We start from the raw sequence: 15,890 nt of genomic DNA, 5'->3' as shown, positions 1-15,890 counted from the left end.
TCCGGTGTCTTCATGTCGACGGATCATCCGGGAACCAACCCGGGCCGTCGACGATCACAGGAGGACAAGATGACCACCCAGACCCGCATCCCGCCGACGGAGCTCACCGGAGTCTTCGGAGCGGTCGTGAAGGTCGCCGCCCGCCGCATGATCGGCCGGGTTCCCGACTCGATGGGCGTGCTCGCGCACCACCCCGCTCTGATGCGGGCCTCGATGGGCATCGGTCGCAAGATCGATGCGCTCGACGAGCTCGACGAGAACCTCGCGAGCTACGCGGTGATGGCGACGGCGGCGTACATCGGCTGCAGCTGGTGCCTCGACTTCAACTACTACAAGACGCACAACGACGGGCTCGACGAGGAGAAGGCGCGGCAGGTGCCGAACTGGCGCGAGGCATCCGTGTTCACGCCCGTCGAGCGTCGGGTCATGGAGTACGCGGAAGCGATGAGCCAGACCCCGCCCGCCGTCACCGACGAGCAGTCGGCCGCGCTGCTCGACGCGCTCGGCCCGGCCGCGCTCATCGAGCTCACCGCCAAGGTCGCGTTCATGAACATGAGCTCGCGCATGAACGTGGCGCTCGGCATCCATTCCGAGGGCTATGCGGATGCTTGTGAGATGCCGCCGCTCGCCACCAAAGCGGATGCCACGGCCGGTGCCATAGGCTCGGCCTCATGACCGACGATCCGTTCGTCACCCACCGCGGCCTGCTCTTCACGGTCGCGTACGAGATGCTCGGCTCCGCGGCCGATGCCGAAGACGTGCTGCAGGAGTCCTGGCTGCGGTGGGATCAGGTCGACCGCCGCGAGGTGCGCGATTCGCGCGCGTACCTCGTGCGCATCGTGACCAGGCAGGCCCTGAACCACTTGCGCACGATGTCGCGGCGGCGCGAGTCGTACGTGGGGGAGTGGCTGCCCGAGCCGCTGCTCACGAGTCCGGATGTCGCGGACGACGTCGAGTTGGCCGAGAGCGTGTCGATCGCGATGCTGACGGTGCTCGAGACGCTCGGTCCGACCGAGCGCGCGGTGTTCGTGCTGCGGGAGGTGTTCGACGTGCCGTACGACGAGATCGCGGCGGCCGTCGACAAGTCGCCGGCGGCCGTGCGGCAGATCGCCCACCGGGCGAAGGATCATGTCGCCGCCCGGCGCCCGCGCGTCACGGTCGATCGTGCCGAGCAGGAGGCGGTCGTCGCGAGGTTTCTCACCGCGGTCAACTCGGGCGACCTGCAGGGGCTGATGGACGTGCTCGCACCCGATGTCGTCTCCGTCGCCGACGGCGGCGGGCTCGTGCGCGGTGCCGCGCTCCGGCCGATCCACGGCGCCGACAAGATCGCCCGCTACCTGCTCGGCGGTCTCTCGAAGCTCACGGTGCCGTTCGAGGCGAGGCCGACGTGGGTCAACGGGCATCCCGCGATTCGCGGCGAGGTCGACGGCGAGCTCGCCGGCGCGATCTGCTTCGAGGTCGAGGGCGGCAAGATCACGCGGATCTTCTCGATCGCGAACCCCAACAAGCTCGGGCGGCTCGGCGAGGTGGCGCAGCTGGTGCGGTAGCGCGGGCAGCACCTTCGTGGACCTGCCCTACTTGCGCCTCGCCTCGATCTCGGGCTCGAGCAGGTGCCGTTTCGCGGCGCGAAGCGTGTGCGAGTAGCCGACCAGTTCGTGGCCGACGACCTCGATGACGCACGAGAGCGACACCAGCCCGATCACCGTGACGAGGGCGGTGAGGTCGCCGCCCGGCTCCAGGTCGATGGGATCCCCGGCATCCACGGAGGCGGCGATGATGACCGCGGCGACGAGCGGCACGAGGTTGCAGAGGAAGAGCGGCACGTGGGTGAAGTCCATCGAGCGCATGAGCACGCTCCAGATCAGGAACACGAGGATGACCACGCAGGCCACGGGCACCGCGAGAGCGAGGGTGATCTGCAGCAGGCTGAGCTCCTGGTGCTCGACGCCCTCGGCGGCGACGTGCAGGCCGGCGCCGACGGCGGCGATGGCACCGAACAGGGGGAGGTGCACATAGCGCCAACCCCAGGTGCGTTCCGGCCATCGCATGAGGATGGTCCTCGACGGGATGAGGTAGTACGCCCACCACAGTCCGGCGGCGATCACGAGCCCTGCCGCGACGATCGCGACGGCCGCGACCGACCATCCCTGTTCTCCCACCAGGGCGCCGACCGCAGCGACCGTTCCCGCGATGACCTCTCCGAGGGTGATCAGCGTCAGCAGGCCGAACCGCTCGGCGATGTGGCCGGCGTTCCAGGGCGTGCGCCCGTATCGGCGCTCGATGACCAGCGGGGCGATGAGCTCGGCGGTGGCCAACACGGCGAGGGCGGTGATGACCGCACCCGTCGGAATCCCGGGGATGGTCGTGAGCAGCCAGCCGAGCTGCGCGACCGCGATCACGACCGCATAGGCGATGGATGTCCGGCGCCGCGCCGGATCCTCGCGCGCCGCGCGCAACCACAGCGCGATCAGCGGCACCCGCATGACGATGTAGCCCGCCACGAGCAGCATGTTGTTCGGACTCGCTCCGTGCGCGGCATCCTCGAAGCTGACCGGCAGGCCGAAGATGAAGATCACGACCCCGACCATCTGCACGACGACCGCCACGCGCACGAGCGCATCGTCGTTGTCGTAGGCCGACGAGAACCACGTGAAGTTCAGCCACGCCCATGACACCCCGAAGATCGCGAAGACGTATGCGCCGACGCCCGACCCGACCTCGCCGATGAAGAGTGCGTGGGCGAGCTCGTCGGCCGCCGCCGCGAATGCGATGACATACGTGAGGTCGTAGAGCAGCTCGAGCGGGGTGACGGTGCGATGCGGGTCATCCGGGTTGCGGCCCGACATCGGTCGCAGTCGATGCCTGAGGTCGAGCTTGAGCCGGTCGGAGAGGCTGAGCGTCGTCATGGAGGCAATGATGCGCCTGGGCGCGGTGCGCGGTCGAGTGCGGATTCCCCGCTACCGCTACGCGACCTCGTCGGCCGCTGCGAGTTGTTGCACCTGTGACGCCAGCGCGTGGGAGAGTGCGGTGACCTCGTCGCCGAGGCCCGTCCAGTCGTCGGCCGCCTCGCCGAGGTAGCCGGCCCGTGCGCGCTCGAGGAGCGCGCGTTCGCCCGGCTCCAACGTGGCCGCCACCGATGCCGCGGCGACGTCTTTCGGCACGATCTCGCCGGTGCGGAGCGTCGTCACGATGCGGGCGAACGCGAGCAGCGTGTTCCGCTCGTCGCCCTCGATCTCCTCGAGGATGTCGGGGACGGTCGCGAGCATGGCTTCGCGCAGCTCGGCGGGCGCCACCTGGTCGACGGCGTCGGCGAACGGGCGGCCGCGCAGCACCCGGTGTGCGGCGTGCGCCGTCGCGAGCAGGATCGGCACGTCGGGGTCGACGGTCGGTTCCAGCGTCTGCCCGCCATGGATGTCGGCCCGCAGCCATTCGCCGAACTGGAAGTCGTGCTCGGCGGGCTCCGGCCAGCGGCGACCGTCGCCGACGACCACGCACGTCACTTCGAGCGGGCGCCCGCGGCTGCCATCCGACAGCGTGCGGGTGTGCGCCGACCCGCTAGAGGCGCCGAGCAGCACCCGGGTGAGCGCCCCGCGCTCGCCGTGGGTGAGCGAGCGGCGCGTCACGACGAGCAGGTCGATGTCGCTGTCGGGGTGGAGGCCGCCCGACACGGCCGAGCCGTACAGGTAGACGCCGACGACCTCACCGGGGTCGGCCTCGTCGAGGTGGTCGAGCACGGGTGCGATCTGCTCCTCCATCCCGTCACGCTAGCAAGGTGGGCCCTAGTGTCGAAGGTCCTGTCGAAGTCGGTCGGCCGTCACGACGTCTGAAGCGTCGGAGTGCGTTCGAGGCCAGGTCCAGGCGGAGCGCAGGATGAAGGCCAGGAGCAGCACCTCGATTCCGATGGAGATGCCGTAGAAGAATGCCCACTCCCAGGTCGCCCCTGCCGCGTTGAACACCGAATAGGGGATGTAGAGCGATGCCACGACGAGGTTCGTGGCTCGGTTCGCCCGGGCGGGCAGCGTCATGGAGAGCATCACCATCAGGGCGGGGATCGCCACGGACGCGAGCATGACGGTCAACAACGTCGGGCTGACCTCGAACCGCCAGACGAGGCCATCGAGGATGCCGTCGACGACGCCGGGCTTGTAGAGGTTGAAGAAGTCGACGTAGATGTACAGGAACATGAAGCTGGCCCATGCGGCGGCGATCTTCGCCCGCACCGGGACCGGCGAGTTGTCGAGTTGGTTCGGCGTGTTCGTTCGGATGGTCATCGGTTCTTCCTTCCAGAGAGGCGGCGGCTCGCTATGCGTACACCGTCCGCGTACGGTGTACGCGTACACTGTACTATGGCGCGTACGCTGTACGCTTGTCAAGTCATTCGAGAGAACGAGGAGACCCGTGTCTGCGAGGGAACAACGCCAGGTCGCGTCAGACGCGGGGCTGAGCAAGCAGCGGGTGGCTGTCGAGGCGGTCCGGCTCGCTGACCGCGATGGTGTCGACGGGCTGAGCATGCGCCGCCTGGCTGGCGAGCTCGACGCGGGCGCGATGACGCTCTACCGCTATGTGGCGAGCAAAGAAGAGTTGCTCGACGCCATGATCGACATCGTGTTCGACGAGATCGAACTCCCGCCCGAAGACACCGACTGGCAGTCAGCGATGCGACAGGAGGTGCTGTCCGCCCAGCAGGTTCTCGCGCGCCACCCGTGGGCGATCAGCCTGATGGAGTCGCGGACATCGCCGGGGCCTGCGAACCTCCGCCACCGCGAAGCGGTCACCGCCTGCCTGCGAAGGGCCGGCTTCTCGGTCCTGACGGCGACGCACGCCAACTGGTTGCTCAACAGCTATGTCTACGGGCACGCCCTGCAGTCAGCCAGCCTGCCGTTCGATACCGCCGACGAGCTCGCGGGTATGACTGAAGACGTCTACCTGCCCCTGCTTCCTCCTGACGAGTTCCCCTACCTCAACGAGTCCGCCGCGGGGCTCGTCGCTGCCGGCTACGACCCGGGGGAGGAGTTCCTGTTCGGCCTCGACCTCATCCTCGCCGCGCTCGAGCCGCTGAGGGCCTCCGCATAGCGACGCCGACGGACCGTTGCCGGAGGCATCGTCTGGTGTCGACGCCGGTCCGGCGAGAGATGACGACGGATGCCTCGGGCCCGAGCCGTACGGCCAGGTGGCGTCCGACGAATCCGGTGCCGCTGGTAATCGCGGTGCGGGGGTGTTGGGTCACGAGTCGGAAGCAACGGGCCGGCCGAGCACGGGTACGAACATGTCAGTGATGTCCGTGCCCTCGCGCTCGGCGATCGTCATACGCAAGAGGTAGCCGTTGACATGGGGTGACCAGCGCGCTGCGGCCTCGATTGCTTCTGGTGTCATCTCGCGAGCCCACTTCAATCGATAGGTTCTCGCGTCGAGAACAATGAGCGCGGCGACGTCGAAATCGAACGAGCGGAAGACCGAGAACACAGCGCTCGGGCTAGTGGATGGTGCCCACGTGCGTGCCTTCACCTGAACGAGGCGGCCGTCTCCTGCCTTGAGGTCGTAAGACTTCGCCGAGTTCGCAGCGAGCTCGCCGCCGTACACCTCGAGAGCGACGTATTCTGCATAATCGCCCAATGGGGCATTGCTGGTGCGCACCACGCCTCGCGCACGAAGCTCCGCAAGGATATCCGCGTACTGACCGAGCAACTCTGGCGTCGTCGCCCCCCGCAGCGGACGGCCGGACTCGCCGATGATTTCGCGTTCGACGACGGTGACTTGCTCGTCGGTCAGGTCCCATCGAGTGGTTCCGGTTTGCAGGGCGCCGTAGTGCGCCCGGAGCACGTCTCGAACGTGCTTCGGCGTAACGTCGTATCTGCTGGCGAGTTCGGTCGGGGTGACGGGCATACCCCAGAATGTAGCGGCCAGGTCGGACATCAGGTGGCCGGGTCGGCGAGCGAAGTTGATAACTCTGCAGTAAATTTCATCTGCACGGTTATACTTGCCCGATGGATGTCGCGACGGATGCTGCAATCGGCCTGTTGCAGCGGGCCGGCATGGTGGTGCGCATCGACAGCGTCGATGAGCTCGTCCTCGACGGCATCCCGGTCGAGATGAAAGCACGGATGCGGCCGACACCGTCCGACCTTCGACGTGAACTCTCGAGGTGGCGCAAGCGGGCCTCCGCCGGCAAGCTCGCGTACGTCGTGCCCCGCGCGACAGCGTCGCTGGTCTCCGTGGCGATGGAGGAACCGACGGTCATCCTGATCGGTGTCGACGACGCGACGCTGGTCAATGACGGCACCGTGTTCCGATTTCAAGGCTCGCTCGTCGCGCAGCCCGGTGCGGCTCCGGCGCGCGTCGCCTGGGGGCGCTTCGCGCTCATCCGTTCGCTTCTGCGCACGCCCGAGCCGCGCACGCAGCGGCAACTTGCCGGAGAGTCGGGCATCACACAGGCCGCCGTGTCGAAGGGACTCCGCGAGATCGGCGATGTCGCGGACGCAGCGAGACAGGGCGTCCGACCCGCAGCAGAGCAACTCTGGTCGAGGTTTCTCGATGAGTATCCCGGTGCACGCGGCATCCGCTCGCACTGGTACTCGCTCGATCCGCCGGTTCGCCAGGCAGAGGCAGTGCAGCGGGCGTTCCCCGGGGTGCTCGTCTCCGGCGACACCGGCGCTGACCGCATCGCACCGTGGCGGGTCGTGACGGGTGCGCGCGTGTACTCGCGCATAGGTCTCGATCTCGCCTCGCTCGGCTTCGCCGAGGCGGCTTCCGATGACGCGACGCTCACGTTGGTCGTTCCGGCAGACCCGACCATCTGGTCGACCGCGGCCGCATGGGCCGAGCATCGAAGGGTGCCCGACGGCACGGCGGATCCGCTGATCGTCGCCCATGACGTGATGAATTCCGGCGGTTCCGACGTCGCCGACGCGGTCGATCGAATCCGCGGCCAGCTGTTCGAGGCGTGGAGCCGATGATCCGCCGCATCGTCGAGACCGTCTCGTCATCGCGGGCCGACGACCTGGCATTCCACGCTCTCGCCGACGTGTCCGGCATTCTCGAGACGATCGAGGATGCGCGGATCGTTGGCGGCCAGATGGTCGCACTTCTGCTCGACGCCTTTCCCTCCGCCGGCACGGTGCCCCGACGTACGGCTGACGCGGACGCGGCGGTCTCCACGGTCGTGGCGGGCAGCGGGATCTTGCATCAGGAACTCACGGCGGTCGGATATCGGGCGACGGCAGGCAACAGCTACCACCGCTCCGGTCGCAGCATCGATCTCCTGATCCCAGCGCCCGCAGGGCGCTTCACCCAGGAGGAGCGCGGCGGCCGTGCGTTCGACGCGGCGCCGGGACTTCAGCTGGCGCTGGCGACCGAGCCGATCATCATCGACGCGAACGTGACCATGCTCGACGGCTCGCTGTTGCCGTTCTCGGTCCGCGTGCCGCCGCCCGAGATCGCCGTCATCTTGAAGGCGTACGCGATGCACAGTCGATTCGCTGCGAAGGATGCCGTCGATCTGCACAACCTCTTGACGCTCGTCGACTCCTGGCCGGCGGCCGATATCGGCGCATGGCGCCTCGATCGCGCCCAACTCCGTGGGAGCCGGTCAGATGCTGCGCACATTCTTCACGGGTTCGCCGAGACCGCTCAGGCCAATCCGTCGTTGCGAGCTGCGGAGATCAGTGGGCCGCGCTTGGTCGCGCTGATCCGCAAGCACGTTACTCGCGTCGGTTGACCAGGACGGCTCCTCGATGAGTCGATTAGTACGGGAACACCTGCAATGACGAGCGCCCAAACTCGAAGAGCATGACAACGGCGACAGGCAGGCCGTAAAACGCGACGAGAATCCAGATTGGGGATGCGACGAGGGTGTGCGCGGTTTTCCGAGCCCAGCGGACGCGAACTTCTAACAATCGCTCGGCTCGGCGAATGATCGCGTCGACGGCATTGAGTCGCCGCCGCCTCCCTACGCGCAGCAGGTCAACCGATAGCCAGACGCAGTAGACGAAGGCTGCGAACGCGAGCAGCCCCCAAAGCACATTCATCAGAAGACCAGTCGCTTCAGAGAACCGCGTTGTATCGGCTTGCGCGGAATCGAAAGTGGCGGAGATCATCCAGCTGACATAGGCGGCGCCGAACAGAGCGCCGGCGGCGAGACTCCACTTCGTAAGGGCCACGACCCGCCTACCGAGGATGGATGACTCCGAGACAGGTCGCAGCGGCGGGAGGATCGCGGTGACCGCTATCCCGATGCAGGCGGTGACCAGCACCGTCACGGCGAAGGCGGCAACGACCACGTTGGCAAACACTCCGCGTGCTGCCGAAGGAAGTAGCGGAAGGAGAACGACGCCGACGACTACTGCCAGCACGACCGCAGACCTGCGGATCATGGAGTGAGAGAGCACAGCGGAGTTTCGTCCAAGTTCCATTCCGCGATCTTGAGTTCAGCCACTGACATTCCGGAGTCCGGGCGGGCGTCGACCGACCCGCAGGTCCGTCCACCCGAACCCGCCCGCCTCGGGCAGGCTCGCCCGGATCTGCTCCGCCGTGAACATGCGGCGCGGCCGCAGGTCGTCGGGCACGGATGCCGCGGGCGGCGCGGCATCCGTCACGCCCTCGGCGAGCATGCGCACCTGAGCCTTCGCGACGAGCGGCACTTTCATGGTCCACTCGGTCACCTGCGCGAGTGCGTACTGCGCCCACACGGGCCATGGCACCACGACCACGCGGCGCCCCACGACGGATGCCACGCGCCGCACGGCCTTCGACAGCAGGAGCTGCTCGGCGCCGACGACCGCGACGGTCTCGCGCGGCATCCGCCCGTCGATCGCGGCGACGAGGATGTCGGTGAGGTCGTCGATCGGGATGGGCCGGATGGGCTTCTCGCGGAAGCCGACGGTCGCGAACACCGGCAGGGTCTGCACGGTGTGGCTGAGGTGGTCGATGAGGTGGTCGCCGCGGCCGTAGATCATGCCGGCCTTGAGGATCGTGTAGTCGAGGCCCGAGTCGCGGATCAGCTCTTCGGCCGCCCACTTCGACTCGTGGTACGGGGAGCCGCAGTCGGGCCGCGCCCGCAGGAAGCTCAGCATGATGACCTTGCGCACCCCGGCGCGCTTGGCCGCCTCGATCACGTTCGCGGTGCCCTCGATGTGCACCCGCTGGTATGTCTGGTCGCCGATCTCGCGGTTGATGCCCGCGCAGTGCGCGACGACCTCGCACCCCTCGAACGCCTGGGTCAGCGCTGCGACGTCACCGGTGTCGACGCCGGTGCGGCGAGAGATGACGACGGATGCCTCGGGCCCGAGCCGTTCGGCCAGGTGGCGTCCGACGAATCCGGTGCCGCCGGTGATCGCGGTGCGGGGGTGTTGGGTCACGCGGTGAGTATAGGTCGATCCAGAGTTGCGAGGCCAACGTTGGTGGGGCCCGTCTGGCAATGATGGGCCGCGGGTATCGCACACAACGTCGGCGGTGTCAGGTCCATTCCGACCTTCAGCAGGAGCCACTCGGAGATAGTGGCGCATGCAATGATCGGGGCATGTCGTCGAGTTTTGAACGCGCCAACCCGGTTTCCACGCTGTCCCTTCCGGCAGCACGGTTTTCGAGAGACTTCACGACCTTGAACTCGTACTACTGGGGCGCGGCGTCTAGCATCGCCGCTGTCCATGGCGTGCTCCGTCACCTCAGCGACGAAGACAACTTCCGTTCCAAACTGGGACTCAATCAGAAGCGATTCGATCGTGCTCTGAACCACACAACGAGCAAGTATGAAGCCGAGGTCAAGGTCAGTGATGCCTGGCACAGACTCGCGGCTCTTGTCATCCTTCTCTCGGCTTTCGAACGGTACATGGCTGCTGTGACCTCGTTGGCGGTTGCCTCTGATCCGAGCCTGACCCCGGGCTTCCCGAAGGTAGTCGAGGGGCTCGCACTGCGAAAACACAACGTACGGCTTGCTGAGCACGATCTCGTCAACGTAGTGAAGGGTGACTGGAGCTCGCGAGCAGCCGCGTACGCTCGCCTCTTTGGCGAGAATACGCACGTCTCTAATGCCATTGGTGAGTTGGATGCGATGCGACGTGCAAGGAACCAGATCGCGCATGAGTTTGCGACCGTCGAGCGGCAGCCCATCGGGCCTCACGCAGCTCTCCTCGTCGGTGCACGGCAAACTGCAGCTGCGTTTAATGATGTGAGCGTGAGCGAGAAGCGTCTACTCAATTGGTTCGACGTCGTTAGGGGCGTCGTCAGGCGGGTCGATGAGCAGCTTCTCAGGGACTTTATCGGGAATTATGAGGTGCCCGCTCTATACCTTGAGTGGGCCGCGGATCCTGTGGGATTCGAGTCTGCGAGTGGGGTAAGCGCATCTCTAGGTCGATACTCCAAGGAGCGAAACGCGAAGCGATTCCTTGGGCTGGCGATGAACAAGCCTAGGCTCAGCATGGCGTACGTAAGATCCGTCATCACCTTCTGTAACGCGCTGTAGACCCGCGTCGGTCGTATTTGCGATCCCGAACTCGTTCCCTTCGATGTCGGGAGCCCTTGCCTATAGTTCATCCATGACTAGGCGGACGCAATGGGGCGGAACGTGCATTCTGTGCGGCGGACGCCCAGTAACGAAGGCACACGTGATCGCGCGCCCCATTCGAGAGGTTCTTCCAAAGGGAAGAGGTGCTCGCGACGTCGTATCCCGAACCCTGGATCTGGAGTGGCCGAGGCGCTCAGAACTGAAGAGTTGGGAGCGAGGTTCAGACATTCTCGATGTCCAACCTCGTGTGCTTTGCGCCGATTGCAATAACCATTGGATGAGCAATCTGGAGGATGTCGCGGCGCCAGTCGTCGCCTCGCTAATTCGCGGAGAGGCGAGCATCGATCTCACACCATCCGCATTGCAGGCGCTTTCCGAGTGGGCGCTCGCTGCGACGGTTGTGCGAGGAGAAGTGGCGACAGATACACAGTCCGTTGACAGCAATCTGGCCTGGTCCTTTCGGGAGCTGGGCATCGACAATCTGCCCGTGGCCGTCGGATTCGTTCAACTGGAATGGTCGTTGGATATCCGCGCAACGGGTCCCGTCGCATGGAGCTACTTCCATGACGTGGCGGGAGGTGTAGCGGGACAGACTGCAATCTTCTGGTTCCATCACGTTGGAATCGTGGTTGCAACGCAGGATTGGGCTGCCATTGCGGCTCGTGGATTTCGGATACTGAGCAGTGCAGTCGTGCAGGCATGGCCGTCTCCGCGAGCGAGTCATTGGCCGCCGGCTGGGTCTGTCGCGGACCGAACCCTTCTGCGTGTCCTGGCTATTCCGGTCGATACGATGCCTCGCCAGTCGTTTGACTTCAGCGAAATGGACAGAGGCAGACGAACTATCGACGCCTTCGTGGTGCCGAACGTTCAAGGCACCGGAGCAATTCACGAGGCGGCGCACGAAGTAATTGCACGAAGGATTGCTGGCGCTCGACAGGCCTTGCCTGACGGCCCTTCGGACTAAGGGGTCCGTTGAGAAAAGAGATCGACTCCGTGCCGCCGTGATGGCCTCATGTTTCTTGCGGCAAGTCGCGCGGCCGATATCAGCGTCGCGCAGCGTCCGCGGGTAAGTCCATGCCATCCTGACTCAGTGAAGGTGACGTTTAGCTGGTGGACGCCAGGCGAAGAACGAGTTTTGGAGTTGGAGATCGACGCGTCAGCGCCGAACTTCCTTGACGCCGTGACGGCGCAGCTGGAGAATAACGGGCTCAGCGCTTCGCGGGTCGCGCTTTGGAGCTCGTGGCCGCCCGACGCGGAACTTGCAGCGTTCCTGACCTTTGAGGGTATTAATCGCGTTGACGGGCCGGTATTCATTCGCCGCGACGTCTCTGCAGCCGAGGTTGCCGCCTTCTCAGATGCATACGGCGAGGCTCACCGCCTTTGGCTTCGCCCCAATGAAGGTGTCGGCGGCGATGAGATCTGGTCGTTCATCGCAACATCTCACGCCACCTTGCAAACGATATTTGAGTTCGCCGCGTACTTCCAAGTAGTCCGATACTTGTGGCTAACGCCTCACAAAGCCACTGCGAAAGAGATCCAAAACGAGTTCCGAATCGCGGTTGTGTGCGGTGGCATCTCGGACGAGCTTCGCGGTTTCCTGCGTGCTCGCGAAACCTGGACGAGCCGGGAACTGGAAGAGCGCTTTGGGCTCACAATCGAGTCGGTCGGTACGGTTCTGGCGCGCTGCGGCTTCAGCCCCCGTGGAGATCGAGTCGGCCAGGACGTCGTATGGTTCCGAGACTTGGACACCAAGGGAGACGACGAATGACTGCGGAGCCCCGCCAACTTAGGCCCGGTACCGACTACTCGCTTTGGCCGCAACTCAAATGGACGCGTGCCCGACAGCTGGGCAGCGAATTCGTAAACTCCGCAGAGTTGTACTCGACCAGCACAACCAAGGGTCTTACTGCCGAGTTTTCAGACGACCGTCGCACCGTGACATTCTGCGCCCGTATTGCCCACTCGGCTCCTGTCTATGAATGGTCGCTGTTGATCGGCGACACCATTCACAATTATCGGTCTGCCTTGGACGCCCTGGCATGGGAGGTTGCTCACTTAGACGGCCGAGCGCCGCACGCCCGTCACCTTCGACGGATCTATTTTCCTATCTGCACATCCCGAAAAGACTGGGAGGAACAGGTCAAGGGACCTTTGTCATCCGTGCCGAAGGGAATACTTGAACGACTCCACTCAGTTCAGCCCTACCCATTCGCGCCCGTTGATGAGGGCATCTTTGTGATCCTGCACAAGCTGGATATCGAGGACAAGCACAAGGCTCTCCTTCGCGCCGACGTGATCGCGCGAGACAAGCACCAGGTCGCGTTCAAGGCGGAGCTTGAAAACGGAGATGAATTCTTCGATCACGCTGTCGACGGAGGCTGGAGATGGATCGCCGGTACCGACCCTGTCAAAGACGGGGATCCAATCTTCCAGATCATGGCGGATGTGCCAATTCAAGAAGCCGAGTCTGACATGGCCTTGCCGGTCAGTATTGCCGTCCCGCATGCAGGTCGACTTCATGACGTCTTTGAGCTTCTACGCATGATCGATCAACAGGTTGCAGATACATTCGAAATAGTCGAGACGGGCTCAGTTCAGAAGCGGCATGACCTTCGCCCCGCAACGCTCGACTACTCGGCCGAATCAGCCTCATCGCTTTGAACGCCCCGGGAATACCCACGCCCCCTCCGCGTTGAACTTGAGCGTACCCCACTCAAGTTCCAGGAGGATTGGTGCCCGAAGACTTCAACCCCGAAGCCGGCGCGAGCTCGTTCGACGAGTTTCTCGCCCGCTACCTCGCGGGTGAGCAGGCGCGTCAGGCTCGGTCGATCGACCTCAGCCGGTTCCTGACCGCCCGTACTCAAGGCATCCTGCGTCAAGCAGGACGCTTCGCGCTCGAGCGCGGCCAGACCGAGCTCGACGCCCTGCACATCCTGCGCGTGATCGTCGAAGACGAGAGCGTCAAGCAGGCGATCGCCCGCATCGGCGTCGCCCCCGAGCGGCTCATCACCGCGACCGAGGCGCGCCTGCCCGCTGCCGGCGAGACCGCCGACATCAACGCGGCCACGATCACCCCGAGCGCCTCCCGCGCGCTGTTCCACAGCTACCAGGTGGCGCGTTCGGCCGGCTCGACCTACATCGACCCCGAGCACCTCTTCTTCGCGCTCGTGCTGGGGCAAGACGCCCCTGCCGGCCAGGTGCTCGCGCGCGCCGGCGTCACCGCCGAGGCCCTCACGCAGGGCATGCGCGAGACGGTCGAGGCGGGCATGCCGGGTGCCGACGGCGAGACGGATGCCTCGGGCATGCCGGGCGCCGGGGCATCCGACACCCCCATGCTCGACAAGTTCGGCACCGACCTCACCGAGCTGGCCGCGAACGGCGAGCTCGACCCCGTGATCGGTCGTGCCGACGAGATCGAGCAGACCATCGAGATCCTCAGCCGTCGCACCAAGAACAACCCGGTGCTGATCGGCGAGGCCGGCGTCGGCAAGACGGCGATCGTCGAGGGCCTCGCCCGCGCGATCGTCGAGGAATCGGTGCCCGAGGCCCTGCTCGAGAAGCGCGTCATCTCGCTCGACCTGCCCGGCATGCTCGCGGGCACCCGCTACCGCGGCGACTTCGAGGAGCGCCTCACCAAGACCATGGAGGAGATCGCCGCGCACAAGGGCGAGCTCATCATCTTCATCGATGAGATCCACACCGTGGTCGGGGCCGGCGGCTCGGGCGATGGCGGCACCGACGCGGGCAACATCCTGAAGCCGCGCCTCGCGCGCGGTGAGCTGCACCTCGTGGGTGCGACGACGCTCAAGGAGTACCGCACGATCGAGAAGGACCCCGCCCTCGAACGCCGGTTCCAGCCGGTGCGCGTGGGGGAGCCCTCCATCGAAGACGCCGTGCTCATCCTGCACGGGCTGAAGCCCGCCTACGAGGAGCACCACGGCGTGCAGTACACGGATGCCGCGCTGCGTGCCTCCGTCGAGCTGAGCGCCCGCTACCTCACCGACCGCGTGCTGCCCGACAAGGCCATCGACCTCATCGACCAAGCCGGCGCCCGCCTGCGCCTGAAGCTCGGCATGAAGACGGATGTCTCCGCGCTCATCGCGCGACTCGCCGACCTCGAGGCCGACAAGAACGCCGCCGTCGGCGCCGAGCACTACGAAGAGGCCTCGCGCATTCGCGACGAGATCTCGAAGGTGCAGTCGAAGCTCGATGAGGCCACCGAGAAGGGGCGCGCTGCGGCATCCGCCGGGCTCGGCTCCGACGCTGCCGAGCGCTCGACCGTGATCGACGAGGCCGAGATCGCCGGTGTGATCTCGCGGGCCACCGGCATTCCGGTGAACCGCCTCACCGAGAGCGAGCGAGAGCGCCTCGGCGACCTCGAGGGCGAGCTGCACGCGCGTGTGATCGGTCAAGACGACGCGGTCACCGCGGTCGCCAAGGCCGTGCGCCGCAGCCGCACCGGCATGGGCGACGCCAAGCGCCCGGTCGGGTCGTTCCTGTTCCTCGGGCCGACGGGTGTCGGCAAGACCGAGCTGGCGCGTGCGCTGGCGTCGTCGCTCTTCGACGACGAGCAGGCGATCGTGCGCTTCGACATGAGCGAGTTCGGCGAGCGGCACACGGTGTCGCGGCTCGTCGGCGCCCCTCCCGGCTATGTCGGGTACGACGAGGCCGGGCAGCTCACCGAGCGCGTGCGGCGCAACCCGTACTCGATCGTGCTGTTCGACGAGATCGAGAAGGCGCACCCCGACGTGTTCAACCTGCTGCTGCAGGTGCTCGACGACGGACGCCTGACCGACGGCCAGGGCCGCACGGTCGACTTCCGCAACACGGTGATCGTGATGACCTCGAACCTCGGTTCGGAGTTCCTCGCGTCGCGTTCGGGAGCGCTCGGCTTCGTCGCATCCACGGATGGCTCGGGCTTCAGCTCCTCCGATGACGTGCGCAACCGCGTCATGGGCAAGGTGCGCGAGGCCATGCGACCCGAGTTCCTGAACCGCATCGACGAGATCGTGCTGTTCCAGAAGCTCGACGAGCCGCAGCTCGCGCAGATCGTGCGCCTCATGCTCGGCGCCACCGCGTCGCGGCTCGCCGCGCGCGAGGTCGCCTTCGAGGCGACGGATGCTGCGGTGTCGCTGCTGGCCGAACGCGGCTACGAGCCCGAGTACGGTGCCCGGCCCCTGCGCCGTGTCATCCAGCGCGAGATCGACGACCGCATCAGCGACCTGTTCGTGAGCGGCTCGCTCGGCGACGGCGAGGGCGTGACGGTGGATGCCTCGGGCGGCGAGTTCGTCGTGGCATCCGTGCCCCGCGCGACCGTGACGCTGCCGGTGGCGGCGTAGCCGCCTCGCGGCACTGACCGGTCGAACCACGAACGCCCGGCCCTCCTCGCGAG

The 15,890-nt window shown here is 66.0% G+C and carries 16 protein-coding genes; 10 read left to right on the top strand and 6 right to left on the bottom strand.

Annotated features, from left to right (window positions below):
* Nucleotides 1-69 precede the first annotated feature (69 nt).
* Together ACFTQE_RS12250 and ACFTQE_RS12245 are read left to right on the top strand one after the other, a co-directional pair.
* Nucleotides 70-675 (top strand): carboxymuconolactone decarboxylase family protein, encoded by a 606-nt coding sequence (locus tag ACFTQE_RS12250; RefSeq protein ID WP_376925332.1) that lies wholly within the window; start codon nt 70-72, stop codon nt 673-675.
* Nucleotides 672-1,547 (top strand): RNA polymerase sigma-70 factor, encoded by an 876-nt coding sequence (locus ACFTQE_RS12245; RefSeq protein WP_376925331.1) that lies wholly within the window; start codon nt 672-674, stop codon nt 1,545-1,547. The genes ACFTQE_RS12250 and ACFTQE_RS12245 overlap by 4 nt, the downstream gene beginning before the upstream one ends.
* 27 nt (nt 1,548-1,574) lie before the next feature.
* Here the strand turns inward: ACFTQE_RS12245 and ACFTQE_RS12240 are convergent, their stop codons facing one another.
* Genes ACFTQE_RS12240 through ACFTQE_RS12230 form a run of 3 tightly spaced genes read right to left on the bottom strand, consistent with a single transcriptional unit; the run spans nt 1,575 to nt 4,271 of the window.
* Nucleotides 1,575-2,906: a low temperature requirement protein A gene (locus ACFTQE_RS12240; protein ID WP_376925330.1), complete on the bottom strand. Its 1,332-nt coding sequence runs from the start codon at nt 2,904-2,906 to the stop codon at nt 1,575-1,577.
* A gap of 57 nt (nt 2,907-2,963) precedes the next feature.
* The gene (locus tag ACFTQE_RS12235; protein WP_376925329.1) at nt 2,964-3,755 is read right to left on the bottom strand and encodes an aminoglycoside adenylyltransferase domain-containing protein; all 792 of its coding nucleotides are present in this window, start codon (nt 3,753-3,755) and stop codon (nt 2,964-2,966) included.
* Nucleotides 3,756-3,779: 24 nt separating this feature from the next.
* The gene (locus ACFTQE_RS12230; RefSeq protein ID WP_376925328.1) at nt 3,780-4,271 is read right to left on the bottom strand and encodes a DUF6326 family protein; all 492 of its coding nucleotides are present in this window, start codon (nt 4,269-4,271) and stop codon (nt 3,780-3,782) included.
* Nucleotides 4,272-4,398: 127 nt separating this feature from the next.
* Between ACFTQE_RS12230 and ACFTQE_RS12225 the strand changes: the two genes are divergently transcribed.
* Nucleotides 4,399-5,073, top strand: a complete 675-nt coding sequence (locus tag ACFTQE_RS12225) for a TetR/AcrR family transcriptional regulator (protein WP_376925327.1) — start codon at nt 4,399-4,401, stop codon at nt 5,071-5,073.
* Between the two features lie 150 nt (nt 5,074-5,223).
* Here ACFTQE_RS12225 and ACFTQE_RS12220 read toward each other — a convergent pair whose 3' ends face one another.
* On the bottom strand, nt 5,224-5,883 hold the full coding sequence (locus tag ACFTQE_RS12220; protein ID WP_376925326.1) for a DUF6998 domain-containing protein: 660 nt from the start codon (nt 5,881-5,883) through the stop codon (nt 5,224-5,226).
* Nucleotides 5,884-5,984: 101 nt separating this feature from the next.
* On the opposite strand from ACFTQE_RS12220, the gene ACFTQE_RS12215 reads away from it, so the two are divergent.
* Both ACFTQE_RS12215 and ACFTQE_RS12210 read left to right on the top strand, forming a co-directional pair.
* The gene (locus ACFTQE_RS12215) at nt 5,985-6,953 is read left to right on the top strand and encodes a hypothetical protein (protein ID WP_376925325.1); all 969 of its coding nucleotides are present in this window, start codon (nt 5,985-5,987) and stop codon (nt 6,951-6,953) included.
* On the top strand, nt 6,950-7,714 hold the full coding sequence (locus ACFTQE_RS12210; RefSeq protein ID WP_376925324.1) for a hypothetical protein: 765 nt from the start codon (nt 6,950-6,952) through the stop codon (nt 7,712-7,714). The genes ACFTQE_RS12215 and ACFTQE_RS12210 overlap by 4 nt, the downstream gene beginning before the upstream one ends.
* 25 nt (nt 7,715-7,739) lie before the next feature.
* Here ACFTQE_RS12210 and ACFTQE_RS12205 read toward each other — a convergent pair whose 3' ends face one another.
* Both ACFTQE_RS12205 and ACFTQE_RS12200 read right to left on the bottom strand, forming a co-directional pair.
* The gene (locus ACFTQE_RS12205; RefSeq protein ID WP_376925323.1) at nt 7,740-8,408 is read right to left on the bottom strand and encodes a hypothetical protein; all 669 of its coding nucleotides are present in this window, start codon (nt 8,406-8,408) and stop codon (nt 7,740-7,742) included.
* A 15-nt stretch (nt 8,409-8,423) separates the two neighbouring features.
* Nucleotides 8,424-9,353: an SDR family oxidoreductase gene (locus ACFTQE_RS12200; protein WP_376925322.1), complete on the bottom strand. Its 930-nt coding sequence runs from the start codon at nt 9,351-9,353 to the stop codon at nt 8,424-8,426.
* A gap of 242 nt (nt 9,354-9,595) precedes the next feature.
* On the opposite strand from ACFTQE_RS12200, the gene ACFTQE_RS12195 reads away from it, so the two are divergent.
* From ACFTQE_RS12195 to ACFTQE_RS12175, 5 genes are all read left to right on the top strand, one after another.
* Complete coding sequence (locus ACFTQE_RS12195) at nt 9,596-10,456, top strand: hypothetical protein (RefSeq protein ID WP_376925321.1); 861 nt, start codon at nt 9,596-9,598, stop codon at nt 10,454-10,456.
* A gap of 319 nt (nt 10,457-10,775) precedes the next feature.
* On the top strand, nt 10,776-11,462 hold the full coding sequence (locus ACFTQE_RS12190; RefSeq protein WP_376925320.1) for a hypothetical protein: 687 nt from the start codon (nt 10,776-10,778) through the stop codon (nt 11,460-11,462).
* Nucleotides 11,463-11,588: 126 nt separating this feature from the next.
* Nucleotides 11,589-12,266, top strand: a complete 678-nt coding sequence (locus ACFTQE_RS12185; RefSeq protein WP_376925319.1) for a hypothetical protein — start codon at nt 11,589-11,591, stop codon at nt 12,264-12,266.
* A 107-nt stretch (nt 12,267-12,373) separates the two neighbouring features.
* Nucleotides 12,374-13,159 (top strand): hypothetical protein, encoded by a 786-nt coding sequence (locus tag ACFTQE_RS12180; protein ID WP_376925318.1) that lies wholly within the window; start codon nt 12,374-12,376, stop codon nt 13,157-13,159.
* Between the two features lie 71 nt (nt 13,160-13,230).
* A complete protein-coding gene (locus ACFTQE_RS12175) occupies nt 13,231-15,837 on the top strand; it encodes an ATP-dependent Clp protease ATP-binding subunit (protein WP_376925317.1) in 2,607 nt (868 codons plus the stop codon).
* Nucleotides 15,838-15,890: the final 53 nt, after the last annotated feature.

Origin of the sequence: Agromyces sp. NPDC056965 (assembly GCF_042673425.1) — a bacterium.
In the GTDB taxonomy this organism is placed as follows: Bacteria; Actinomycetota; Actinomycetes; order Actinomycetales; family Microbacteriaceae; genus Agromyces.
Note: the sequence above shows the minus strand (reverse complement) of the source record. Positions and strands in the feature narration are given on the sequence as shown.